Source organism: Streptomyces sp. NPDC093568 (assembly GCF_044764945.1).
Taxonomy (GTDB): Bacteria; Actinomycetota; Actinomycetes; order Streptomycetales; family Streptomycetaceae; genus Streptomyces.
In genome coordinates, this window is the sequence record NZ_JBIWJD010000032.1 from 1 (window position 1) to 22718 (window position 22718).

The following is a 22718-nucleotide window of genomic DNA, read 5'->3' on the forward strand; positions in this document are numbered from 1 at the left end:
GACGCTCGGCTGGGAAACCCCAGCCGAGCGTCTGTCTAAACTGCTCGCGGCTTGATCAACTCACCACGGTGTTGCAACAACCCCTGGAATTCGCCCTCTGACCTGGGCCTTCATCATGGAGCGGGTGACGAGAATCGAACTCGCGCTCTCAGCTTGGGAAGCGACGGCGCTTGGGCGGGCCGTACGGCTCTGACGTGCGCAGAGGGCCTGCTCGGACGGGCACGGTGTTGAGCTGGGCTCGGTCGGACGTCCGGTCGGGATACGCCTTCGCGCGTGCACAGAGCTTGGAGGAAGCCCGTCTTGCGCTGCAAGGAGCCGATGGCCGCGGCTTCCTCGGAACGGCCGGTGCTCGCCCTTGGTTCACTTGCCGGCTTCGGGTCCGTACCACTGGAGGGCCTGGCCGGTGACGGCGGCGATGCACTCGAAGTCCCGGTCGCGGTGCAGCAGAGTGAGCCCCTGCAACTCGGCCGTGGCGGCCACCACCAGGTCGACGGCCCCGGCGCTGCGATGCTGTCCGCGCTGGGTGAGGACCTCCTGGACCCGCCAGGCCCGGTCGTAGGCCCGGTCGTCGACCGGCACCCAGCCGAAGAGCAGGCGCATGTCCTCGATGCCTTGGGTGCGGTCGGCGGTGGAACGCGTGCTGTAGAAGAACTCCAGCTCGGTGATGGGGCAGGTGGCGATGAGCCCGGCGGCTGCCGCTTGGTCCCATCCGTACTGCTCGGCGTCGCCGCGCAGCATGCGGGCGAGCGCGCTCGTGTCGATCAGGAATTGCGCGGCGTTCACCGGCGGTAGTTCCCCTTGTCCTCGAAGAGGTCGAGGTCGAAGGCGCCCTCGGCCGCCGAGGCCCGCAGGCGGGTGAGAGCCAGGGCCCGCCGACGGTTCTCCAGCACCTCGCGCAGCGCGGTGTTCACCGTCTCCTTCTTGGTGCTGGTACCGAGGGCCTTGGCCACGTCGGCGACCAGCTGATCATCGAGGTCGATCACGGTTCGGCTCATCGGCTGCACCTCCATGGATATCAACAGTGCCACTCATTATATCCAAAGCTATGCACAAGATGGGTCGGGGAACGGCGGTGCTCGGCGCTGACCGCGGCCTGCGAGACGATCCGGTGGTTGACCCGGGCCTTGCAGTAGGTGGCGTCCAGGAAGACGTAGGGGGAGGGGCTTCAAGAAGAGCTGGCCGTCTGGCCGCTGACCTGGGTAGATGCGCTACGCAGCGGCAGAGGTGAGGGTCTTTTGGCGCCGCTGGTGACCGTGGTGACCGTGGTTGTCCCCTCTGAAGGGCACGCCATGGGCACGACGAGCGAGACGTGGACGACCGTGGAGGCGCGCCCCCGCCGTCCCCGCCGCGGGAGGTGGGCTCACGGCGCACGATCTGCTTCCCGTGCGGGCGCTCATGGTCGATCGGGCGTAGGAGGTGTTCGAGCCGACCGGCACGCTTTCACGTGATCAGCTGGCACCGGGGACGGAATCGCCGGGCGCTTCATGCCCGGCCCGGCGGTACTCGGCGTTGATGCGCTGAGCTTCCTCGAGCTGGTCCTCAAGGATGACGATGCGGCAAGCGGCCTCGATCGGGGTGCCCCTGTCGACGAGCTCGCGGGCGCGCGCCGCGATCCGGAGCTGGTAGCGGGAGTACCGGCGGTGTCCGCCCTCCGAGCGCAGCGGCGTGATCAGACGAGCCTCACCGATGGCTCGGAGGAAGGCCGGGGTGGTGCCGAGCATCTCGGCGGCCCGCCCCATCGTGTATGCGGGGTAGTCGTCGTCGTCCAGACGATCACTGAGGGGGATATCTGCTGTCATGTCACCTCGTTGTGCAACGCGTCGAGGGGCCCTGGTGCCGTACGGCACCAGGGCCCCGAAGGAAATTCAACACCATCTGTCGGCCCTAATGCTGTGCCGACCTTCTGTTTCCGCTACCAGCCCTGCAGAAGGGGGATGCGGGGATCGCGGCTGCGTGACCGGGGACCACCTTCCAATCCGGGGTCTTGCGGTACCCGGGGCGAGTGCTTCTCGGACCGGGCGATCCTGATGGCGTCTGCTCCTCCGTCCTTATCTCCGAACTTGATGAACCGGTACTTGCGGTACTGCTCGGTGGTGCTGTTGGCGGCCCTTCGACCTGCGAGCCGCCCAGTGCGGTCCTCAGTCCCGTCACCGTCCTGCGAACACCTTGGCTTCGGGACTCCAGAACCGCACTGACCTGCGAACTTCATGTACTGCAACCCGCCAGTTCGTGTCTGCCGGGCTTCGCTCGACCGATGTCTACGAGAAAAAGGCTAACCGTGCCAGAGCTCAATGTCTACTCTGGCAAGAACAGATTTAAGCCCTGTGGGGGAACAGGTAGTTTGCGACCTGCAGCAACGGATGGCGCAGGCTTCGTGGGTCGCCTCATGCCCCCGCAATCCGGGTCAGGTCGTCAGGTGTCACCGAGTGTCGCGTCCCGGCGGTCCAGCCGCGGAGAACGGACGGCGAGACAGCCGTGAGGGCCCTGCCGACACATGTCGGCAGGGCCCTCACCGGGATCCTGATGGCGGTTTGCCGCCCGTCCTCATCCGTCCAGGGTGGCGGCGCCGAGCACTGCCGACGCGGACTGGAGGGGAGAGGGGACACGCACCGGCGTGGCGTCGGGGTGGGCGTGGCAGGTGAAGCCGAGGCGGGTCATGGCCCGTACGACTTCGCTGCCGGTGAAGTCGCGGCGGTCCTGTCGGGTGATGACCTGGCCGACCTGCTTGACGGGGTAGCGGCGGCGGCCGATGGTCACGGACTCACCCGTGATGAGCTCGGGCGTGATGCCTTTCATCGAGGCCAGCACTCCGCTTTTGGTCAGGTCGAACGGGTACCGGGCGATGACACAGCGCATGATGCCCTCACAGGGAAGAGGAACGGGCTGGGAGAAGGAGAACCGGCTGATCGGGGGAGGCGATCCGCGAGGACGTCCCGTAGCCGGATCTGGTCCGTGTACGTGGAACTGCCGCGGTGCACGGCGAGTTCGGCCAGGGTGATCGAGTCCGTGCACTGGTCGTCTCCGTCGCACAGGAGGAGGTACTCGACACCGGCACCGGCCATGACGGACAGGGCGACCTCGACGGTCATGTCGTCACTGACCCGAGGCCCGTCCGCCGCCATGTCGTCGACCGCGCTCACGGGGGAGAGAACCGCCTGTCGTCGCTGCGTCTGAACCGGTGTCAAAGCGGCCTCCTCTGAGTTGGGTGAGTTTCTGATCGATGCCCCTAGGCCGCCGGGTCGAAGGCGGGCCGCTGTGCCCTGCGCCGCTTCGCCTGTCCGGTGGGGCGCCCTTGGGCGGAGCGGTCGCGGCGGCCTCGGAACGAGGGAGGCGCGGAGGACACGGCGCGGCGGGGGCGTGCCACGGCCGGCGCGGTGATGACGACAGGAACACCGGAAGGGGCCTGGGCGCCTGTGATGCGGGTCAGCTCCGCCTCACCGGACCGTACGGCGATGATCTGGGGGGTGATGCCGGCCGACGCCATCAGGCGGTTCATGCCGCGGCGCTGGCCGGGGGTCACCAGGGTGACGACGCTGCCGGACTCTCCGGCGCGGGCGGTACGGCCGCCGCGGTGCAGGTAGTCCTTGTGGTCGGTGGGCGGATCGACGTTGACGACGAGGTCGAGGCCCGCGACGTGGATGCCGCGGGCCGCGACGTTGGTCGCCACCAGTACCGTCACGTGTCCGGTCTTGAACTGGGCGAGGGTCCGCGTGCGCTGCGGTTGGGACTTGCCACCGTGCAGGGCCGCGGCGCGGACGCCGCTGTTCAGCAGGTGCTTGGTCAGCCGGTCCACGGCGTGCTTGGTGTCCAGGAACATGATCACGCGGCCGTCTCGTGCCGCGATCTCGGTGGTCGTACGGTGCTTGTCCGCCTCGTGCACGTGGAGCACGTGGTGCTCCATCGTGGTCACCGCTCCCGCGGACGGGTCGACGGAGTGGACCACCGGGTCGGTCAGGTAGCGGCGGACGAGCAGGTCGACGTTGCGGTCCAGCGTGGCGGAGAAGAGCATCCGCTGCCCTCCGGGGCGCACCTGGTCGAGCAGCGCGGTGACCTGGGGCATGAAACCCATGTCGGCCATCTGGTCGGCCTCGTCGAGGACGGTGATGGCGATGTCGTCCAGTCGGCAGTCGCCCCGGGCGATGAGGTCCTTGAGCCGCCCCGGGGTCGCGACGACGACCTCCGCGCCGGCGCGTAGTGCACCGGCCTGTTTGCCGATCGACATCCCGCCGACCACGGTGGCCAGCCGCAGCCTCACGGAGCGGGCGTACGGGGTGAGCGCGTCGGTGACCTGCTGGGCCAGCTCGCGGGTGGGTACGAGGACCAGGGCCAGCGGCTGTCGTGGCTCGGCGCGCCGGCCCGCGGTACGAGCCAGTACCGCCAGGCCGAAGGCGAGGGTCTTGCCCGAACCGGTGCGGCCGCGGCCCAGCACGTCACGGCCGGCGAGGGAGTTGGGCAGGGTCGCCCCCTGGATAGGGAACGGTACGGTCAAGCCCTCGTGACCGAGCGCGGCCAGCAGCGGCGCCGGCAGGGCGAGGTCGGCGAACGACTCGGCGGCGGGCAGCGCGGGCGTGACCGTCACCGGCAGCGCGAACTCGCCCTGGGGTGCGGTCTGCCGGCGATCGTTGCCCTTGGAGCGCCGGGGAGCCCCCGAGCGCTTGGCGGCGGAACCCCGGGCGCGGTCGTTGGTACGGGTCGTGCGGGCGGTGCGTGCGCGGTTCAAGCGGAACCTTTCCTCGATGTGAGCACGTAGGCGCGTAGCAAGGAATTTCCGCAGCAAAATGAACGGCGCAGAGAATCGCGAGAACGAGCCGGAGATGATGGGCGCCGAGTCGTATCGACGGGAAATACGTCACCCTTTGGTGATGGGGTGGGCCTTCCCGTCACGCGCCCTGAAATGCGGCGAGCTGGGGCCCGCACCCCAAGGTGCGGGCCCCAGCTGCGAAGTATGCGTTGCTGCCGGTGTCAGGCGGGAACGATGTTCTCGGCCGTCAGGCCCTTCTGGCCCTGCGCGATGTCGAACGACACCTTCTGACCTTCCAGCAGCTCACGGAAGCCCTGGGCGGCGATGTTGGAGTAGTGGGCGAAGACGTCGGCGCCGCCGCCGTCCTGCTCGATGAAGCCGAAGCCCTTTTCCGCGTTGAACCACTTCACGGTGCCAGTAGCCATTTCATTTCTCCTTCGGAGACGATGTCCGGAATTCACCCTGTGCGAATTCCGCGTCGCCGTGCTGATTACCCCGTCGGAAAATGAACCTTCTGGCAACCACACCTGCAACTGAGATCGACGTTAGCATGACGCGGTCGGCTCTGCGTGGTCAATAAGTCCGCTCGGGTTGGCGGTCCAGGAATACTCGCCGTGTGCCGCACCTATTTCTCGCTTCACGGCTACAGATATTGATCCGCACGGATGCAGTGTTCCTACCGAACCTTTCCGGCCACAGCGCCATGACCTCCGTCGATGAGCCATGCGCCGCTGCCATCGTCGTCAACGGATGGGACAACGGCGAACGCGTCGGCACCTCACTGTCGCGACGAAGGTCACATCGGCCAGAAGAGACGACGCCGATGGCAGCGCGCGCGGTCCGGGCTCGGTCGGTTTGCTCGCCGATGACGCCGAGGCATCGGGTCCTGGGGAACGCATCCCTTCGTGCCGTGCACCGGTCGCCGAGAAAACAGCGTCGGGGCGGCAACCTTCTCGTCCTCTGCGGCAACTGGAAGCCGGAAGGCCGAGTCGGACTACCGGATGGACGGGCATGAGGGCAACGATGCACGCCGCGCCGCAACCGTGGCGCAGGCGCGGACTGGTCACGGGCTGGGCACTGTTAGGCTGCGCCCCCCATTGTTGTTAAACGCGCAACTAACGAGCACATCATTGCCAGGAGAGGGCGAACGGGGGATGGTCCTCGATGACGCGTCCGCGGAGTTCCATGAATTCTTCGAACGCCACTATGCCGAACTCGCCCGTCTGGCACACCTCCTGACCGGTGAGACCGACGCGGCGGACGACCTCGCGGCGGATGCCCTGGTCGCCCTGTGGCAGCGCTGGGACCGGTTGCGGCAGGCCGAGCATCCGCTCGCCTACGCCCGCGGTGTGGTGGCCAACCTGGCGCGCGGACGGATCCGCAGCGCGGTGCGCGAGCGACGCCGGATCACGCTGTTCTGGTCCCGCAGCCCCGAGAAGGTGGAGGGGCCGGACATGGCGGCCGTGCTGGACGTCCGCGCGGCGCTCGCCCGGCTGCCGTTCCGCAAGCGCGCCTGCGTGGTGCTGCGGCACGCCTTCGACCTGTCGGAGAAGGACACGGCGGTGGCGCTGGGCATCTCGGTCGGCACGGTGAAGAGCCAGACCTCGAAGGGAATGGCCGAGCTGGTAAAGATACTGGGCGCACGAGCGGCCGGGGACCTGGTGGCAGGGAGGAGGAACCGGTGAACGAGGAGATCGCCCGTCAGCTGCGCGAGGCCGCCGAGGCCCACCGGCCCGACCACGCGCGGATGCTGGCCCGGGTGCAACGCGGCATGGCCGGCCCCGCCGTCCGTCACCGCGCGCGGCCGTTCGCGAGGTCCGGGACCAGGGTCGCGCTCGCCGGGCTCGCCGCCGCCGGCATCCTGGCGACCGGCGGCCTCGCCGTCGCCGCCATCGTCGCGACCCCGTCGCCGTCGCCCACCGTGACCACGCCTGCCACCCCGTCCCCGACCGTCAGCTCCCCGGACCCGACATCGGCCCGCCCCACCCCCGTCGCGCCGGCTCCGGCCACCACCCCGGGCAGCGCGCGCCCGACTCCGCCGGCCACCAGTCCATCGCCGACCGCCGGCGAGAGCCAGAACGGGCCGCTGTGGTCGGCCGGCTCGGTGGACCCGCGCAGCACCGTCTACTGGACGCAGAGCAACCTCGCCCTCAAGACGACCCAGCCGCTCACCTCGCTCACGATCGAGATCCGGATCGTGCAGACCGGCGAAGTGGAGAACACCGGCACCTGGCAGACCCTGCCGAGTGCTGACTTCACCGTCACCGCTCAGGAGGCCGACGGCACGCTGGTCTACCGCTGGCTCCTGAAGCCGGGCCGCACCGTGCCGGCCGGGAGCCATGAGTTCGCCGCCCAGTTCAACAACGGCACCGGCGTGCGCGGTGCCGCGGGCGACGGCTACCGCGTCGACGCGCAGGGTTCGGGCGGCTCCGCGTCGGTCCGGGGAGGGTTCGTCCCGAACCGGTGAACGCCGCTGTGCGGCAAGGCGACGAGTCCCCTTGCCGCCTTTGTGCGCATGGCGGCAACCTGGCAGGTAACCGGGTCCGGATCAAGGCCCGCTGCGCCAGACGGGTGCGTCGGCGCAGCCGGCGAACTGCTGGGACGCGGTGAAGGACTTCACCACCGTGACGTACAACGGCAAGCACCTGGTGTACGCGTCGAGCGTGGCGGGATCGTCGTACGCCTCGATGATGTTCAAGCCCTTCACGAACTGGGCGGACATGGCCTCGGCCGGCCAGACCGGCATGAGCCAGAAAGCGGTGGCGCCCACGCTGTTCTACTTCGCGCCCAAGAGATCTGGGCGCCGGCGTCCCAGTGGGGCGCGTCGCCCTTCGTCCACCGCACGTCGAGCGACCCCACCAACCCGGGCGGCTGGTCCGCGCCGCAGCCGCCGTTCGCCGGCAGCATCCCCCGCACCGAATCCGCCACCGGCCCAATCAACCAGAACCCGATCGCCGACGACCAGAACATGTACCTGTTCTTCGACGGCGACAACGGCCTTCGGGGTCGAGGACCCGCGTAGACGAGCGGTCTACGGCGGCGTGGGCGCCTCCACCCGCTGACCGCTACTCACCGCCTCGAGGAACCCAGCCGTGCGCCGGCTGGGGTTCCAATCGTTCGGGCACCAGACGGAGGCTCGGCGAGGCTTGTCGGGCTGACAGCCCGACGAAGACGACGGAATGCGCCCCCATCGAAGAGATGGGGGCGCATTCGTCAGCTTCGCCTACTTGAGCGCTGTACGACCCGAGTTGTGATACGCGATCGTCTTGCGGATCAGGTTTCCGCCGTCGGTCTCGGGTGTCGTCTGCTCCGTCCACCCCGCACCGAACAGCAGGCCGGCGATGTGGGCGTCAGCCACCTGGTCCATGTGCGAGAAGAGCCAGTCCACCTTGTCGTCCTTGAAGTGGCCGGGCGTGTTGTTCCCCGCCATGTTGCCCACGGGGATCTGCCACAGGACCACCGGCTTGCCCACGGACTCGGCCATCGTCTTCCAGAACTTCAGCGAGGCGGCGGCCTTCTGGTCGGTCCAGAAGGTGTCACGGCTGCCGTGGGCCGGCTGTGCGTACCAGCCCGCGTCGCGGTCCGACACATCGGTGACCAGGAAGTCGGCGTTCTTCGCCCCGAGGTCCGCGTAGTCCTTGACGCACTTCTGGACGTCGCTCTCCCAGTCGAAGCAGGAGAGGTGCAGCCCCACGGCGGCGTTCGGCGCGTACTTGTGCGCCATCGAGATCAGGCACTGGGCGAGTCCGGCGGCGCTGTTCTCCTGCGATCCGCAGTCCGTCGGGTTGGCGCCCGAGACCTGCGAGGGAACCTGGTGCAGATTGCCGAGCGACCGGGCGAAGCCCCAGAAGTCGGGCTCCAGGTCGATCATGTCGTGGGACTTGCCGATCTTCTGGAGGAAGAACCGGTAGTCGTTCAGGTACATGGTGAGCAGGTCACGCCTGTTGATGGCCTTGACCTCGCCCGGGCCGTCACCCTCGCCTGCCATGTCCCCGAGGTCGCGCAACGAGTACCAGGTCCAAAGATACTTCTGCGGTCGCGACTTGCCCTCGTACGTCGCCTTGGCCGCCACGCTGTCCTGCCAGGTCACCTGGTTTCCGGGCGCCGTGCTGCTGCCGCCCCAGCAGCCCCACCAGGCCGACCACTCATCCTTGCAACGCGATGCCGTATAGGCGGCCGACGAAGGCGCGGGCTGGCTGTGTATGTAGGCGTATCGCACGTCGAACGGCGCGGAGTTCGCCGAGGCGTCAGTCATCGAACCGCCGATGAACACCTTGTCGCTGCCCATGAAACGGGTCGTCGAGCCGCCGTTGGCGGGGGCCTGCGACGCCGGCGGCGACGCCGGAGCGTTGCCGCTCGGAGCCTGGCTCGCCGGAGTGCTGCCGCCGGGCGTGGGCGTGCTGCCGGAGTTCCCCGGATTCCCGGTGCCGCCGGCGACGCTACCGGCCGCGACGAGCTTCCACTGCTGGTTGGCGCCGCCCCGGTCGCGGTTCTGGACGATGTCGCCCCCGTTGGCCTTGGTGGCGTTCTTGACACCCACAGCCATGCCACTGAAGCGATTGACCAAACGCACGTGGCCGTCCGACGACTTGGCCAGTTTGAACTGCTGGTTGGTGCCGTTCAGGTCTTTCCACTGCACGAGGGCGGAGCCGGCGGTCTTCGACCAGCCGAGGTCGTCCAGCACCTTGCCGGAGGTCCGGTTCTGCAGCCGGTAGTACCCGTCACCCGAGTCGATGAACCGCCACTGCTGGTTGGCCCCGCCGTGACGGCTCCACTGCACCACCGCCGCGCCGTCGTTCTTGGCGGAGCCGCGGTCGTCCAGCACCTTGCCGCTGTTGCGGTTGACCAGCACGTACCACTTCTTCAGATCCAGGGTTCTCTGATCCGCCGAAGCCTGGCTGACCACGACAGCCGAGCCGGCCAGGACCACCATGGCGAGACCCGCCCAGAGACCCCGACGCGCGAGCAACCGACGGCCACGATGATTCGGGCGATCGCGGCGCGCGCCGCCGTCGGCACGGTGGCCGCCGACGCGGGACGCCACCGGTGACGTGGGTGGGCCTGGGACATGTCTGTGCTCTCGTTCCAGGGACATGCCTGTGCTCTCGCTTTCAGCCGTTGCATCTGACCGGACCACTTGGCCGGACAACGCTCAGTGGTCCGAGAGGCCGAAAAGGTTGCCGCGAAGATCCACGGATTTTTTCGCCTTGACCGCGTCCCGTTCGCTGCGGAGCACGGCAAGCCTGACGCCGGCGGGGGCGAACGCCTGATGGCTGGTCGGGGAAGGTGGGGGACAGCAGCGCGATCCCGACCCGGCAAGGCCGCTCCGAGTGGGGCCAGGGCGGCGCCAATCTCCGGCTCGAAAAACATCCCTCCCGATCGCGGCAACCTTTGCCCGCACGGCGGCGACTTTCAGACAACCGAGGCCGAGACGAAGGCCCACTGTGCTAAGGGGCAAGCTCTTGCCAGATCAGAACAGCTCGCATCGCCGCCGTCCGGCGTCCCGCCGCGTGATCGCCATCTCCGCGGCCCTCGCAGCGGCGGCTGCCGCCGTCCCGCTGGTCGCCATGGCCACCGACACGACCAGCGCCCCGACCGTGGCCGCCGACGCGGCCGCCGCCGGCGGGCGCTACTTCGGCACGGCAGTGGCCTCGGGCAGGCTCGGCGACTCGACCTACTCGGGCATCCTCGACCGGGAGTTCAATTCGATCACCCCGGAGAACGAGATGAAGTGGGACAGCACCGAGCCGTCCCGCGGCTCGTTCAACTTCGGCCCGGCCGACGCGATCGTCAGCCACGCCGCCGCGCACGGCCAGAAGCTGCGCGGCCACACCCTGGTCTGGCACTCCCAGCTGCCCAACTGGGTCTCGTCGATCAACGACGCCACCACCCTGCGCAGCGTGATGAACAACCACATCACCACCGTGATGAACCACTACAAGGGCAAGATCTACGCCTGGGACGTGGTCAACGAGGCCTTCGAAGACGGCGGCAGCGGCCAGCAGCGCAGCTCGGTCTTCCACGACCGTCTGGGCAACGGCTTCATCGAGGAGGCCTTCCGCACCGCCCGCAGCGCCGACTCCTCGGCCAAGCTCTGCTACAACGACTACAACATCGAGAACTGGACGGACGCCAAGACCCAGGGCGTCTACAGGATGGTCAAGGACTTCAAGGCCCGCGGCGTCCCCATCGACTGCGTCGGCTTCCAGAGCCACTTCGGTACCGGCGGCCCCCCGGCCAGCTTCCAGACCACGCTGTCCAGCTTCGCCGCCCTCGGCGTCGACGTCCAGCTCACCGAGCTCGACATCGCCCAGGCATCCCCCACCGCCTACACCAGCGCCGTCCAGGCCTGCATCAACGTCGCCCGCTGCACCGGCATCACCCTGTGGGGCATCCGCGACAGCGACTCCTGGCGCGCGGGCGAGAACCCGCTGCTGTTCGACAGCAGCGGCAACAAGAAGCCCGCCTACAACGCCGTCCTCACCACCTTCGGCGGCACCGGCGGCAGCACGACGGACAGCACCCTCAACTCCGGCACCGTCTACACGCTCTCCGCGATGGGCGCCGCCGGACGCGTCCTCGACCAGCCCGCCGGACAGAACGGCAACGGCACCCAGCTCCAGGTCTGGGACGCCAGCGGCGCCGCCAACCAGCAGTGGCGGGCCGGCAAGAACGGTGACGGCTCCTTCACCTTCACCAACATCGCCAGCGGCCGGGTCCTGGACGATCCGGCCGGCCAGTCCGCCAACGGCACGAAGATGCTGGTCTGGGACGACAACGGCGGCGCCAACCAGCACTGGAAGGCCGCCCGCAACGGCGACGGCTCCTACACCCTCACCAACGTCGCCACCGGCAAGGCCCTGGAGACACCCGGCAACCAGACCGCCAACGGCACCCCCGTCCAGATCTGGGACTCCTGGGGCGGCGCCAACCAGCACTGGACCCTCCGGCCGACCGGGTCGTCCACACCGACACCGACGCCGGCCGCGACCACGCCCGCCCCGAGCGGCACGTGCACCCTTCCCTCGACGTACCGGTGGTCCTCCAGCGGCGCACTGGCGCAGCCGGCGAACGGCTGGGCCTCGCTGAAGGACTTCACCAACGTGACGTACAACGGCAAGCACCTGGTCTACGCGTCCAACGTGTCGGGGTCGTCGTACGGCTCGATGAGGTTCAGCCCGTTCACCAACTGGTCCGACATGACGTCCGCCGGGCAGAAGGGCATGAGCCAGGCCGCTGCGGCGCCCACGCTGTTCTACTTCGCGCCCAAGAAGATCTGGGTGCTCGCGTACCAGTGGGGTCAGTGGCCGTTCGTCTACCGCACCTCGACCGACCCGACCAACCCCGACGGCTGGTCCGCGCCGCAGCCGCTGTTCACCGGCAGCATCCCCCTGTCCAGCACCGGCCCGATCGACCAGACCCTGATCGCCGACGACCAGAACATGTACCTGTTCTTCGCCGGCGACAACGGCAACATCTACCGCGCCAGCATGCCGATCGGGAACTTCCCGAGCAGCTTCGGCTCCTCCTACACCACCGTCATGACCGACACGACCGCCAACCTCTTCGAGGCCCCGCAGGTCTACAAGGTCAAGGACCAGAACCAGTACCTCATGATCGTCGAGGCGATGGGCGCGAACGGACGCTACTTCCGCTCCTTCACCGCCACCAGCCTGGGCGGCTCCTGGACCCCGCAGGCCGCCAGCGAGAACAACCCCTTCGCCGGCAAGGCCAACAGCGGCGCCAACTGGACCAACGACATCAGCCACGGCGACCTGGTCCGCAGCAACCCCGACCAGACCATGACCATCGACCCCTGCAACATCCAGTTCCTCTACCAGGGCAAGTCCCCCACCGCCACCGGCCCCTACGACCAGCTCCCCTGGCGCCCGGGTGTCCTCACCCTGCAGCGCTGACCCGCCCGATCAAAGGGTGCGGTTGTGCTGCGCACCCTGCACCGGTCTAGACAACAAAGAACCCCCGGGTCTCTGACCTGGGGGTTTCACATGGAGCGGGTGACGAGAATCGAACTCGCGCTCTCAGCTTGGGAAGCTGATGTTCTACCATTAAACTACACCCGCGTAAGACGCCCCTCCGGCATGATCCGGAGCGGGTGTCCGATTGCCTCGTCACTGTACCTCATCACTGGCCTCCGGCGCTGACGCCGTGGGGCCTGAGTGCTTTTCAGGGGGCCGATGAGGCTGCGGGGGAACGGAGTTGGGGCGTACGGTGGGGGCCTGGGAGAGGGTCCGTGCGGGGTCGGAGTGCCGCCTGGAGGGCCGTCCCTTTGATCCCGTAATGTGGCCTCTCGTCGTCAGGCAGGCAGCAGCCAGACGCGGCTCTTGGGGAAGGGACTCTAGGACTTGATGGAGCGCACCGTCGTCCGTTGTGCCGATGGGCACGTGTTCAGCACCGCTTCGTTCCCGATGCAGCAGGCCGAGCGCCTCGGCCCCGGCCGGCTCGTCCGATGTCCCCGCTGTGCGCGGCTCCGCAGTGTGGTGCCGGTGCAGTTGGAGAAGCATTAGCGGGAAGCAGGAGATGAGGAAGCGGGGTCGGTAGCGGTAGCACCGGCAGCACCTGCAGGAACACACACTGGGCGCGTGGGCGGCACGATTGTGGTCGTTCCACGCGCCTTGCGTATCCTCGGGGCGTGCTTCTCTCAGACAAGGACATCCGGGCCGAGATCGACGCCGGGCGGGTACGGATCGATCCCTACGACCAGACCATGGTGCAGCCGTCCAGCATCGACGTACGGCTGGACCGGTACTTCCGGGTGTTCGAGAACCACCGGTACCCGCACATCGACCCCTCCATCGAGCAGGCGGATCTCACGCGGCTCGTGGAGCCGGAGGGGGACGAGCCGTTCATCCTGCATCCCGGGGAGTTCGTGCTGGCCTCGACGTACGAGGTCATCACGCTGCCCGACGATCTCGCCTCCCGGCTCGAGGGGAAGTCCTCGCTCGGGCGGCTCGGGCTCGTCACCCACTCCACCGCCGGGTTCATCGACCCGGGGTTCAGCGGGCACGTCACCCTGGAGCTGTCCAACCTCGCCACGCTCCCCATCAAGCTCTGGCCCGGCATGAAGATCGGCCAGCTGTGCATGTTCCGGCTCAGCTCGCCCGCCGAGTTCCCGTACGGCAGTGAGCGCTACGGATCCCGGTACCAGGGGCAGCGCGGGCCCACCGCCTCCCGGTCCTTCCAGAACTTCCATCGGACCCAGGTATGAGCGACAGCCAGGCACGCGAGAACCTGACGTACGAGCGGTTCGGCGGCGCCGTCCGTGAGCTGGCCCAGACCATCGCCGACGACGGGTACGAGCCGGACATCGTGCTCAGCATCGCCCGGGGCGGGGTCTTCGTCGCCGGCGGGCTCGCCTACGCGCTCGACTGCAAGAACCTTCATCTGGTCAACGTCGAGTTCTATACGGGTGTGGGGACGACGCTGGAGATGCCCGTCATGCTCGCCCCCGTCCCCAACGCGATCGACTTCACCGACAAGAAGGTGCTGATCGCCGACGACGTCGCCGACACCGGCAAGACGCTCAAGCTCGTCCACGACTTCTGCGTCGAGCACGTCGCCGAGGTGCGGTCCGCCGTGATCTATGAGAAGTCCCACTCGCTCGTGAAGTGCGAGTACGTGTGGAAGCGCACCGATGAGTGGATCAACTTCCCGTGGAGCGTCTTGCCTCCAGTACATAAGTCGGGCGAGGCGCCCAAGGAGAACTTGGAAGCTCTCTGACCTGCGGGTATTGCGGGCTGCTGCGGTACCGGCAACAGGAGAAGCCCTCGGCTGAGCGCCGAGGGCTTCCGCGTACGTGCTCTTCGGAGTGCGGCAGCTACCCCGCTCGCTCAAGGGTCATTTCACTGCGAGTGGACGCGGCTCGCCACATCGCTGCCAGCGGGGGATAGGCATGGACAGGCCGGAACGATCGTGACAAGCGCCTGCGCGCACGCCTGGGAGGGTACGTCGCGAAAGGACGGTCACCTTCTCTCTTACACCGGAGCGTGCACAGGCATGTGGGATGCAATCGGTGCGGTGAGTTCAGCCTTAAGCACAGTGAGCGTGGTCGTTGCGCTCGTCTTCGCGGCACGACAGGTGGGGGAGGCCAAAGACTCACGCGCAATGACGACCTTGCTTGCAGTACACAAGGAATGCCAGTCGCCCTCCCTGAACAAGATCCGCAGGCGCCTCCGGGATGGCGAGCTTGGCGATCTGAGCCAACTGAACGCCGAAGATCGCAGTGCTCTTAGCGATCTGCTGCAGCAACTTGAGCTGGTCGGCTTCCTCGTAGAACGAGGACTGGTCGACCTGGGAGACGTCAAGAACATCTTCCCGAACTTGCCCAGGACCTGCGCCAAGGCTTGGCCGTACATCGAAAGTCGTCGCGAACGGGATGCCGACTACGCCGCAAAGTTTGAGCGTTTGGTCCGACGATACTGAACTGCTGTCCAGCCATAGCCGTGGCGGGCTCGGGCACAGTTCCTTAGGTTCCAAAGGGGTTCCAGGGCGCGAAACGCCTCCCGCCAAATCCTCTGCGCAGGTGGGAGCCGTGATCACAAACCCTACTTCTTCTTGCCCTGAGTGTGGTCAGGGATCTTGGGGAGCTGGGTTTTTGCTGGTCGGGGCGCTGCTCTCGTACGTCCGAGAAGTCCTCATTGGTCGTCGTCGGGCACTGTTGAGCGGCCTCGGACGGCCCAGGGACGGCCCGAGCTTCGCTGTGGATTCTGCTCCTGGATGTGATCGCTTCCCGGGCTGCCCTCCCCACGCCTAGGCGTGCCACAGCAAGTCGCCCAGGCGCCAGCACCACCTTCGATGGACCCATAAATCGAACACGTGCTTGAATTAGCCATGCGATCGTTTCCCGCCGACCTGGTCCAGGCACAGCAGGAATGGGGGCGCCACCTACCGGCAGCTCGCCGAGCGGCCCGGCCGAACCGAACTGCGCCGGCGCTTGTACCGGCTGTCGGCGCGGGTGTTCTTCGATCCCTACTGGCAGCAACGTCGCCCCAGTCCTGCGGCCTGGTGGGAGCTACGTGGTCTGGGCCGGTCGGATCCCACGTGAGGTGAGCAGCTGCATGTCGCCGTCACCGACCCCAACAACGCACCGTGCTGGTTCTGCCGTCCGACACCGAACTGGGAGCCCTCGAATGACGGGCCAGAATGCGGGGCCATACGTCCCCGACGATCCTGAGGGCATGGCCGGACCGATTCGCGTGATCGTGCATCCGCCATCGCCCACGGGTGGCCGGCGCGTGCGAGTGGACGGCGAGATCCTCGGTCTGGCCCACAACGCCGTGGACGTCGCCGAGTTCCTCCGCCGGGCCGGACTGGAGATCGACCCGGTGGACGTCGTGGACTTGCCGTGGGTCGACTGGCGCGGAGTCGGGCCGGAGCGCTGGGGTCCGGAGACGAGCAGCTGAACCACAGCTGGGCGGGGCCAGTCGCGATAGTGCCATGAACAACACGCTTTCCAACTGCGTTGGTGGGGTGGTGGGTGTCGTTCGGGGACGTTCACCTGCGGTCATGGGCGGTTGGCCACTGGTGTGGGGACGGCTTCGGGTCGCGCCTGAACGGTCGTGAACGGGGCTGAATAAGACGGAAACTGAGACGGCCCGCTACCAGGCTGGCGGCCCTAGTGACCGGCAGCAGCCTTTACGGCTGCTGTTCAGCTGCTCGTGAACATGTCTGCGATGCCAAGCTCAGCTGCCATCGGCTGGGTCTTGCCAATACCAGGGCACCACTGGGGGTAGCCAAGCGGCGCTGTCGCTCCGATCAAGCGTAGGTGGCTCGCAGTCAGCCGGTAGGGGCTTGGCGTCGATCACGGCTTCCAGGCTGAATTGGACGTAGCGCAGGTAGCCGCGTACGTCCCGAATCTGACAAGGCCAGGTCCGGCAGGGAGGGCAGCCATGCGTACAGAGCCGCGAATCGTTCCAAGAGCCGTTGGGCAGCTTCGGCGGAGCGCTGTTGAGCCCAATGATTGCGCGCTAGCGCTGCATTGGCTGCCTCTTGCGAGGCAGCAAGCTGAGCTTGAGCGTCGATGGTCCTTGCCGTTTGCCAACGTGCCACGTGCACGGTGATGGCCCCGCCGGCCAACGTCCCTATCAGCGCGCTAGCTGCCTGGCTCGCAAGATCCCCCCAGTGGGTCATGCAGTGATCCTGGCGCGAAGACCTGCGGCGCGCAGGGGCGCCGCAGGCTGACAACTGCGGCGTCGGCCGGCCCCGGAAAAGGGGTGGGGCCTATCAACTGCTTTTTTCACCGTGATTCCCCGCTCGATTGCGGTTGTGGTGCGGGAGTCAGTGGTGCACGGTCGGCGGACGACCCGGGGCGCGGTTCAGGGAGTGATGTCGGCTGCCTGTGGGCGGTGGTCGGGATTCGACAGCATGTGGGTGTCGATGAAGTGAAGAGCCTCGGCCTTGCGTTCGTCGGGGGGCCATCCGGAAGCCCACCGGCGTAGGCGCTCGGCCAATTCCCTCGCCTCCGTCCCAGTGAGTCGACCGCTGAGCACCATGGCATGGCAGCGTGCGATGATGGCGACCAGTGGGCGGAACACGGCGGCGTTCATGGAGAACGGCAGGGCGATCCAGCGCTGGATGCAGTCGTCCGTCCAGGCGGCCCCCACCCCAGTGCGGAATCCGATCGCGAGCTGGCACATGAGGACGTCGAGGACGCCGTTGAGATTGCTCGCCGCCCCGCGCAGTTCGGCGTGATCGAGACAGAGCTCGACGGCGCGGAACCAGTCGCAGGTGCTCTCCCAGGACCTGAGGTGGGGGCCCACCAGCGGGGCGGCTGCGGCCATACGCGGGACGACATCCTCGTGATCGGGGTTGGCATGGACCCAGGCGAGCAGCGCCCTGAGGATCTTGGGACTCATGCGCTTCTTGCGCAGCACCCACTTGCTCATGAACAAGAAGTCTGGCGTCGGCATCCGCGCGTCGAGCCACGTCTCGATGAACCCGGTCACTTGAGCGGGCATTTCTTCGCTCGGGAGCCGCCTGAGCAGCGCTTCTAGCACGAACTCGGCTCCCGCGATGGCGGCGTGATGGTCGGTGTCGAGCCAGGTGAGGGCGGCAGCCATGGCTTTCCCAGCTTCACCGGGGGTGAGTTCGGTGCGGTCGAGCAGCGGATTGAGGACGAACTGCGCCTCCAGGGCCGTGGCGTGGCTGTCGGTGTCGAGCCAGGCGAGGGCCGTGGTGATGGCTTGGCGCGTTTCGTCGTGAGTGAGGTCGTCGCGCGAGAGGAGTGAGTTCAGGACGAACTGGGCGTCGAGGTGGGTGCCGCGATCGTCGGTATTGAACCAGGCGAACGTGGCCGCGATGGCCTGCCGTACCTGGCGTGGCGTGAGGTCGGTGTGCTCAAGGAGCGGATCGAGGACGTAGCCGGCTTCGGCCTTGGTGATGTGGTCGTCGGTGTCGAGCCAGGCAAGCGCGGTGGTGATGGCTTGGCGCGCGTCGTCATGGGTGAGGTCGGTGCGGTCGAGCAGGGTGTTGAGGACGAACTGGGCGTCGAGGTGTGCTTTGTGGTTGTCCGTGTCGAGCCAGGCAAGGGTGGTGGTGATGGCTTGGCGCGCGTTGTCGTGGGTGAGGTCGGTGCGGTCGAGCAGCGGATCGAGGACGAACTGGGCGTCGAGGTGTGCTTTGTGTTTGTCCGTGTCGAGCCAGGCAAGCGCGGTAGTGATGGCTTGGCGCGCGTCACCCGCACTGAGAATGTCCCGGGACAGCAGCGGCCGGAGCACGAACTTCGCCTCGTCCGTCTGCCCGTGGAACCTCAGCCACGCCAGTGCAGTGCGGACGAGGCGCTGGGCACTGTCGTCCGGTAGATACCGCAGTCCGCGGTAGAGGAGGTGGCGGGCGTTGACATCGGTGCCGAAGTCGGCGAGCCAGGGGCCGACGATCTGTTCCCAACAGCGGACCGCGGCGGCGGACCAGGGTGATCCCGAGCAGACGGCGCCGAGGGCGTAGCTGCCGACGTTGGAGTCATACCGCATGATGCGGCCGATGGTGTCGGCATGGTCGATGAACCAGTCGTTGAGTACGGCGGTCACGGGGCTCGCGCGGTCGACTAGCGCCATGTCGTTGACAAGGCGGGTGACGTTGACCGCGAAGCGCCCGACGGTGCGGGGGCTGGTCAGGCAGCCGGCGAGCATGGCGTACGAGCCAGCCGCATCCGGGGCGGCGTCCCGCTCAGGCAGGAGAACGGACTCCATCAACTGGTCGGCCACGATGTCGTGGGCGACGGAGAGCACGCCCTCGCTGTCGGACTCCAGCCAGCCCAGCGACACGAGGGTCGTCACCACGGCCTCGGCGTCCGGTACGTCGGCCACGGCCTCCCCGGTTGCCATGGCCTCGGTGAGGGCCGTCTGGGCAGCGGCCATGACGGGGATGCGGGGCTGGGGGCAGGCCGCGGCGGCCGCCGCGGAGGCCACCAGGACGTAGGAGGCGCGGGCAGGTGAGTAGGTGCTCGTACGTCCGGGCACGGTCAGCTCGTCCTCGCGGAGTCGGCTGACCAGCCAGACCGGCAGCTCGCCGCCCTCACGCAGGCCTGCCGTCTCGGGCGGGGATAGTCTCGCCTCGATCCGGCGCTCCATCTCCCGAGCGACCAGCAGGGCCACAATCGGGCGGCGCCCGCAGACCGCCAGCATGCGGTCCATGCCCAGGCGGCGGATGGCCGTTGGCGCCAGGGTCGTCAGCGCATTGCTCGCCACCAGCTGCTGGAACTCGTCGTCCTGCCGCAGTTCCACCTCCTCGAACAGCTCATGGACCAATGGACTGTTGGACTTCTTTAGCTTCAACCACCCCGGACGCACGGAGGCGAGCAGCGCCACGTGAACATGGCGGCGGCGGGCCTCGGGCAGCAGCTGGTGCCGCAGGGCCGTCAGATCGAGCTGTGCCTCGTTCAGGTAGTCGACGACCACCAGGACGGGGGCCGGCTCCGCGAACACTTCCTGAGCGATTCGCACGGTCACCGACTCCTCCTCGCCGGGCACCACGTGCAGGACCCGCCAGCACGCCTCCAGGGCGAGCCGGCCCACTTCCAGGCAGGTCCGAGTCTTGCCGGTGCCAGCCGCGCCCACCAGGAGCACGCCCGTGTCCCGCGCGTTGACTAACCGCACGAACAGATTCTCGGGCTCGGCCGGATGGTCGCTGCCCGGCGAGACGAAGGCCAGCCGGTCCGGCGTGAGGTTCTTCTTGAAGTCCGGGAAGCCGTCGATGAGTTCCTGCTGCGAGATGACCGGGCGCAGCGGCCCCTGTTCGTCGTCCTGCGGCAGATTGACCGGTACCGTCCAGGACGGTACGCCGTTGCGAGCGAGCACGGCGCAGAACTCCGGGTCGGCCAGCGCTGTGGCGATCGGCTCGGCCTCTGCGCTGTTAGTGCCCGCCGCGGGCAGGCGCTGCGCTTGCACTCCGATCAGCGTCCCGCTGTCCTCGGCGAACAAGGCGGCGCCGGACATACCGAGCCAGGGGTCCGGCATGCCTCGCGCCGGTTCGCGGGGCGGGGTGGTGGTGAACGTGAGATCCAACAGCCCCGACTTCATGTTCGAGCCGAGCTGCACGAATCCGGTGACCTGTTTGCTTTCGCGTCGTCGCAACCCCTCCCTGCCCTTCGACTCGGGCCGCAGAGCGAAGGCAGGGAACCCGACCGAGGCGAAAGGGACGCTGCCCGCGCCCTCCGGCAGACGCCCGAAGACGGCGGCCGGAACCCTGTCCGGCACGGACTCGTCGAGGTGCAGCAGCGCAAGATCCTGCGTCGGGCTCCGCCACACTTGCGTAGCGGGGTACTGGTCGTCACGTCCCCCGAGGAGGACGGTGCAGACGACATCCTCCACCTCGTCACCGAAGATGTGGTCCGCCGTGAGGACGAGCCGGGACGCGATGCGGTAACCGGACCCGTACTCGGCCTTGTCGCTGCGTCTGACCAGGACCTCGGCCACCCGGGCCGTGTCGACAGGACTCATTCGGCGGTCAGTTCGTCGCCAACAGATCCGAAACGTCGTCACTGGTCCGGACCAGCTCGCCCGTGTCCGTCTCGGCTGTCAGGCTGATCTTGACCGTGTGGGTCTGCGCCGACTTCGCACTGCCCTTGCTGCCAAGCGATACAACCCAGAACCGCACCCCCGCGTTGGCCTCGGCGGACTTCTCCACGGCGACCTGGAGTTCAAGATCAATGGAGTCGATACGGAACTTGACGTCCTGGCTGTCCGCTTCGAGCCGCGCGCGGTTGATCTCCGACCGCAGGGATGCGAGCAGGTCGGCGAGTTCGATGTCCATGTGTCCCCCGAGATGAACGAGCGAATGGCAAAGTGTTGCAGAAAAGCCGGTGTTGTGTCCCCCGCTTGTGCGATCCGGTCCGATCGGCTTGCTGTGTCCGGCTAGGCGGTCAGGCCCAAAGCCTGCCCGAGTTGCCAACCAGCGTACGGCCCCCTGATCATGCTCGACCCCAGACCGGGCAGGCCACCGGCCAAACCCGCTCCGCCGACCTACGCTGGCTCATCACCACCTTGAGCACATGCTGACCAATCCGCGGCTGTGCGGGTACCGCACCTACCGGGGCGAGATCCTCCTCGACGACGCAGGTCAGCCGGTCATCGGTGAATGGGAGACGATCAACAGCGTTGAAGAGTGGGAAGCGGTATGCGCTGTCGTCGCCGAGCGCAAGCAGAAGGATCCCGGTCGGCTGCTTGCCCGCAAGTACCTGTTGTCCGGCATCGCGCGGTGCGGACTGTGCCATACGAAGATCCGGGGGCAGGCCAATCGGAAGTGGCAGTCGGGCTCCAAAGCCGCCAAGTTCACCTACCAGTGCTCCGTGGTCAATGGAGGGTGCGGCAAGGTCGGACGCGTCGGTGAGGCCGTCGACGAAGTCATCATCAGTCTTGTCCTCGCCGAGCAGCGGGAGAGAGCTGCCGTCAGTGCGGTTGCTCCGGCCGAGCAGTGGCCGAAGGCAGCTGAGCTGGCCGCCGTCGAGGCCGACCTAGCCGAGCTTACGCAGGCTGCGAAGGCTCAGAAGATCACCGTTTCGACCCTGCTTCTGCTCCTGCCGGATCTTGAGCGGCGTCGCGATGAGCTGAAGCTGGAGCGCGGCCGATTCAACAAGGAACGGCATCAGGCCGAGTCCCTGAGCGCCGACATCGGGGAGGACTTCCGGTCTCTGCCCATTGAGCGTCAGCAGGCGTTGATCTTGCACAGCCTGTCGGCCGTGCTGATCCATCCGGCCGGGCGGGGAGGCGCAAGTTCGACCCCAGCCTGATCGAGCCTGTGTGGCGCTGACCCTGGCGTGCCGTTCGCGTGAAAGGCCCGGCCCGTCTTGCGTGGGCGGCTGTTGAGTTCGGCCGCGACTGCATCCAGGTCCTCGCGGGTGTGACGCGACAGATCGGTCCCCTTGGGGAAGTACTGTCGCAGCAGGCCGTTCGTGTTCTCGTTGGAGCCGCGCTGCCATGGCTTGCCGGGCTCGCAGAAGTAGACCGGGATGTCGGTGGCGACGGTGAAGGAGCCGTGGGCGGCCATCTCGGCGCCCTGGTCCCAGGTCAGGGACCGCTTGAGGTGGGGCGGAAGGGTCTGGACGGTCTCGGTGAGCGCGTTGCGGACAGCAGCGGCCCCGTGCCCATGCGGCAGGTGGACGAGCATCAAGTAGCGCGTGCTGCGTTCGACCAGGGTGGCGATGGCGGAACGGGCGTTGCTGCCGATGATCAAGTCGCCTTCCCAGTGGCCGGGAACGGCGCGGTCGTCGGCTTCGGGAGGCCGTTCACTGATCATGACCATCGGGGCGGGAAACCGCTGCCTGCGGCGCGCTGAACTGCGGTGCGGCCGGCGCATGGCACGTCCGGTCCGCAGAGCCCGGGTCAGCTCCCGCTTCAACTCGCCGCGGCCTTGGACGTAGAGGGCCTGGTAGATCGTCTCGTGGACCACGTGCATCTCCGGCCGGTCGGGAAAGCGTCTGCGCAGAGCGTGGCAGATCTGTTCCGGGCTCCACCTCTTGGTGAGG

The 22718-nt window shown here is 67.6% G+C and carries 18 protein-coding genes, 1 tRNA gene and 2 pseudogenes; 10 read left to right on the forward strand and 11 right to left on the reverse strand.

Going from position 1 to position 22718, the window contains the following annotated elements; all coding sequences use genetic code 11:
• Window positions 1-360 precede the first annotated feature (360 nt).
• From ACIRD7_RS42515 to ACIRD7_RS42530, 4 genes are all read right to left on the reverse strand, one after another.
• Complete coding sequence (locus ACIRD7_RS42515) at window positions 361-783, reverse strand: PIN domain nuclease (protein ID WP_403461441.1); 423 nt, start codon at window positions 781-783, stop codon at window positions 361-363.
• A complete protein-coding gene (locus tag ACIRD7_RS42520) occupies window positions 780-995 on the reverse strand; it encodes a type II toxin-antitoxin system VapB family antitoxin (protein ID WP_215447885.1) in 216 nt (71 codons plus the stop codon). The genes ACIRD7_RS42515 and ACIRD7_RS42520 overlap by 4 nt, the downstream gene beginning before the upstream one ends.
• 453 nt (window positions 996-1448) lie before the next feature.
• The gene (locus ACIRD7_RS42525; RefSeq protein WP_403461442.1) at window positions 1449-1799 is read right to left on the reverse strand and encodes a helix-turn-helix domain-containing protein; all 351 of its coding nucleotides are present in this window, start codon (window positions 1797-1799) and stop codon (window positions 1449-1451) included.
• Between the two features lie 745 nt (window positions 1800-2544).
• Entirely contained in the window at window positions 2545-2856 is a 312-nt protein-coding gene (locus ACIRD7_RS42530; RefSeq protein WP_403461443.1) for an SCO5918 family protein, read from the reverse strand.
• A 116-nt stretch (window positions 2857-2972) separates the two neighbouring features.
• Here ACIRD7_RS42530 and ACIRD7_RS42535 point away from each other — a divergent pair, with 116 nt between their 5' ends.
• Window positions 2973-3200: a hypothetical protein gene (locus tag ACIRD7_RS42535; RefSeq protein WP_403461444.1), complete on the forward strand. Its 228-nt coding sequence runs from the start codon at window positions 2973-2975 to the stop codon at window positions 3198-3200.
• Between the two features lie 26 nt (window positions 3201-3226).
• Here the strand turns inward: ACIRD7_RS42535 and ACIRD7_RS42540 are convergent, their stop codons facing one another.
• Complete coding sequence (locus ACIRD7_RS42540; protein ID WP_403461445.1) at window positions 3227-4720, reverse strand: DEAD/DEAH box helicase; 1494 nt, start codon at window positions 4718-4720, stop codon at window positions 3227-3229.
• Between the two features lie 242 nt (window positions 4721-4962).
• A complete protein-coding gene (locus tag ACIRD7_RS42545) occupies window positions 4963-5166 on the reverse strand; it encodes a cold-shock protein (RefSeq protein WP_030173817.1) in 204 nt (67 codons plus the stop codon).
• A 729-nt stretch (window positions 5167-5895) separates the two neighbouring features.
• On the opposite strand from ACIRD7_RS42545, the gene ACIRD7_RS42550 reads away from it, so the two are divergent.
• The 3 genes and pseudogenes from ACIRD7_RS42550 to ACIRD7_RS42560 all read left to right on the forward strand — a co-directional run.
• The gene (locus tag ACIRD7_RS42550; protein WP_403461446.1) at window positions 5896-6426 is read left to right on the forward strand and encodes a SigE family RNA polymerase sigma factor; all 531 of its coding nucleotides are present in this window, start codon (window positions 5896-5898) and stop codon (window positions 6424-6426) included.
• Window positions 6423-7208 (forward strand): hypothetical protein, encoded by a 786-nt coding sequence (locus ACIRD7_RS42555; RefSeq protein WP_403461448.1) that lies wholly within the window; start codon window positions 6423-6425, stop codon window positions 7206-7208. Before ACIRD7_RS42550 ends, ACIRD7_RS42555 begins: the two co-directional genes overlap by 4 nt.
• A 100-nt stretch (window positions 7209-7308) precedes the next feature.
• A pseudogene (locus tag ACIRD7_RS42560) lies at window positions 7309-7739 on the forward strand (non-reducing end alpha-L-arabinofuranosidase family hydrolase); the annotation flags it as partial.
• 225 nt (window positions 7740-7964) lie between these two features.
• Here the strand turns inward: ACIRD7_RS42560 and ACIRD7_RS42565 are convergent.
• On the reverse strand, window positions 7965-9674 hold the full coding sequence (locus ACIRD7_RS42565) for an RICIN domain-containing protein (protein ID WP_403461449.1): 1710 nt from the start codon (window positions 9672-9674) through the stop codon (window positions 7965-7967).
• A gap of 634 nt (window positions 9675-10308) precedes the next feature.
• Between ACIRD7_RS42565 and ACIRD7_RS42570 the strand changes: the two genes are divergently transcribed.
• Window positions 10309-12657, forward strand: a complete 2349-nt coding sequence (locus ACIRD7_RS42570; protein ID WP_403461456.1) for a non-reducing end alpha-L-arabinofuranosidase family hydrolase — start codon at window positions 10309-10311, stop codon at window positions 12655-12657.
• A gap of 91 nt (window positions 12658-12748) precedes the next feature.
• Here ACIRD7_RS42570 and ACIRD7_RS42575 read toward each other — a convergent pair.
• Window positions 12749-12822 (reverse strand) — tRNA-Gly (locus ACIRD7_RS42575).
• Between the two features lie 569 nt (window positions 12823-13391).
• Here ACIRD7_RS42575 and dcd point away from each other — a divergent pair.
• The 4 genes from dcd to ACIRD7_RS42595 all read left to right on the forward strand — a co-directional run bounded on the left by dcd (window position 13392) and on the right by ACIRD7_RS42595 (window position 16161).
• Window positions 13392-13967 carry a dCTP deaminase gene (gene dcd, locus ACIRD7_RS42580; protein ID WP_301998720.1) on the forward strand — a complete coding sequence of 192 codons (576 nt, stop codon included), beginning with the start codon at window positions 13392-13394 and terminating at the stop codon, window positions 13965-13967.
• A complete protein-coding gene (locus tag ACIRD7_RS42585) occupies window positions 13964-14479 on the forward strand; it encodes a phosphoribosyltransferase (protein WP_403461450.1) in 516 nt (171 codons plus the stop codon). Before dcd ends, ACIRD7_RS42585 begins: the two co-directional genes overlap by 4 nt.
• A gap of 276 nt (window positions 14480-14755) precedes the next feature.
• Window positions 14756-15181 carry a hypothetical protein gene (locus ACIRD7_RS42590; RefSeq protein ID WP_403461451.1) on the forward strand — a complete coding sequence of 142 codons (426 nt, stop codon included), beginning with the start codon at window positions 14756-14758 and terminating at the stop codon, window positions 15179-15181.
• A gap of 755 nt (window positions 15182-15936) precedes the next feature.
• Complete coding sequence (locus ACIRD7_RS42595; protein ID WP_403461452.1) at window positions 15937-16161, forward strand: hypothetical protein; 225 nt, start codon at window positions 15937-15939, stop codon at window positions 16159-16161.
• Between the two features lie 912 nt (window positions 16162-17073).
• Here ACIRD7_RS42595 and ACIRD7_RS42600 read toward each other — a convergent pair.
• Window positions 17074-20694 carry a trypsin-like peptidase domain-containing protein gene (locus ACIRD7_RS42600; RefSeq protein ID WP_403461453.1) on the reverse strand — a complete coding sequence of 1207 codons (3621 nt, stop codon included), beginning with the start codon at window positions 20692-20694 and terminating at the stop codon, window positions 17074-17076.
• A gap of 7 nt (window positions 20695-20701) precedes the next feature.
• A complete protein-coding gene (locus tag ACIRD7_RS42605) occupies window positions 20702-21007 on the reverse strand; it encodes a trypco2 family protein (RefSeq protein WP_403461454.1) in 306 nt (101 codons plus the stop codon).
• Between the two features lie 238 nt (window positions 21008-21245).
• Between ACIRD7_RS42605 and ACIRD7_RS42610 the strand changes: the two genes are divergently transcribed.
• Window positions 21246-21983 carry a hypothetical protein gene (locus ACIRD7_RS42610; protein WP_403461455.1) on the forward strand — a complete coding sequence of 246 codons (738 nt, stop codon included), beginning with the start codon at window positions 21246-21248 and terminating at the stop codon, window positions 21981-21983.
• Window positions 21984-22036: 53 nt separating this feature from the next.
• Here the strand turns inward: ACIRD7_RS42610 and ACIRD7_RS42615 are convergent.
• A pseudogene (locus tag ACIRD7_RS42615) lies at window positions 22037-22718 on the reverse strand (IS30 family transposase); the annotation flags it as partial.

What these genes read in the sequence shown, in the direction of transcription:
- ACIRD7_RS42610 (WP_403461455.1), top strand. Translation starts at nt 21,246, where the DNA reads ATGCTGACCAATCCGCGGCTGTGCGGGTACCGCACCTACCGGGGCGAG.
- ACIRD7_RS42525 (WP_403461442.1), bottom strand. Translation starts at nt 1,799, where the DNA reads ATGACAGCAGATATCCCCCTCAGTGATCGTCTGGACGACGACGACTAC.
- ACIRD7_RS42530 (WP_403461443.1), bottom strand. Translation starts at nt 2,856, where the DNA reads ATGCGCTGTGTCATCGCCCGGTACCCGTTCGACCTGACCAAAAGCGGA.
- ACIRD7_RS42585 (WP_403461450.1), top strand. Translation starts at nt 13,964, where the DNA reads ATGAGCGACAGCCAGGCACGCGAGAACCTGACGTACGAGCGGTTCGGC.
- ACIRD7_RS42595 (WP_403461452.1), top strand. Translation starts at nt 15,937, where the DNA reads ATGGCCGGACCGATTCGCGTGATCGTGCATCCGCCATCGCCCACGGGT.
- ACIRD7_RS42520 (WP_215447885.1), bottom strand. Translation starts at nt 995, where the DNA reads ATGAGCCGAACCGTGATCGACCTCGATGATCAGCTGGTCGCCGACGTG.
- ACIRD7_RS42570 (WP_403461456.1), top strand. Translation starts at nt 10,309, where the DNA reads ATGGCCACCGACACGACCAGCGCCCCGACCGTGGCCGCCGACGCGGCC.
- ACIRD7_RS42605 (WP_403461454.1), bottom strand. Translation starts at nt 21,007, where the DNA reads ATGGACATCGAACTCGCCGACCTGCTCGCATCCCTGCGGTCGGAGATC.
- ACIRD7_RS42550 (WP_403461446.1), top strand. Translation starts at nt 5,896, where the DNA reads ATGGTCCTCGATGACGCGTCCGCGGAGTTCCATGAATTCTTCGAACGC.
- ACIRD7_RS42600 (WP_403461453.1), bottom strand. Translation starts at nt 20,694, where the DNA reads ATGAGTCCTGTCGACACGGCCCGGGTGGCCGAGGTCCTGGTCAGACGC.
- ACIRD7_RS42545 (WP_030173817.1), bottom strand. Translation starts at nt 5,166, where the DNA reads ATGGCTACTGGCACCGTGAAGTGGTTCAACGCGGAAAAGGGCTTCGGC.
- ACIRD7_RS42565 (WP_403461449.1), bottom strand. Translation starts at nt 9,674, where the DNA reads ATGGTGGTCCTGGCCGGCTCGGCTGTCGTGGTCAGCCAGGCTTCGGCG.
- ACIRD7_RS42590 (WP_403461451.1), top strand. Translation starts at nt 14,756, where the DNA reads ATGTGGGATGCAATCGGTGCGGTGAGTTCAGCCTTAAGCACAGTGAGC.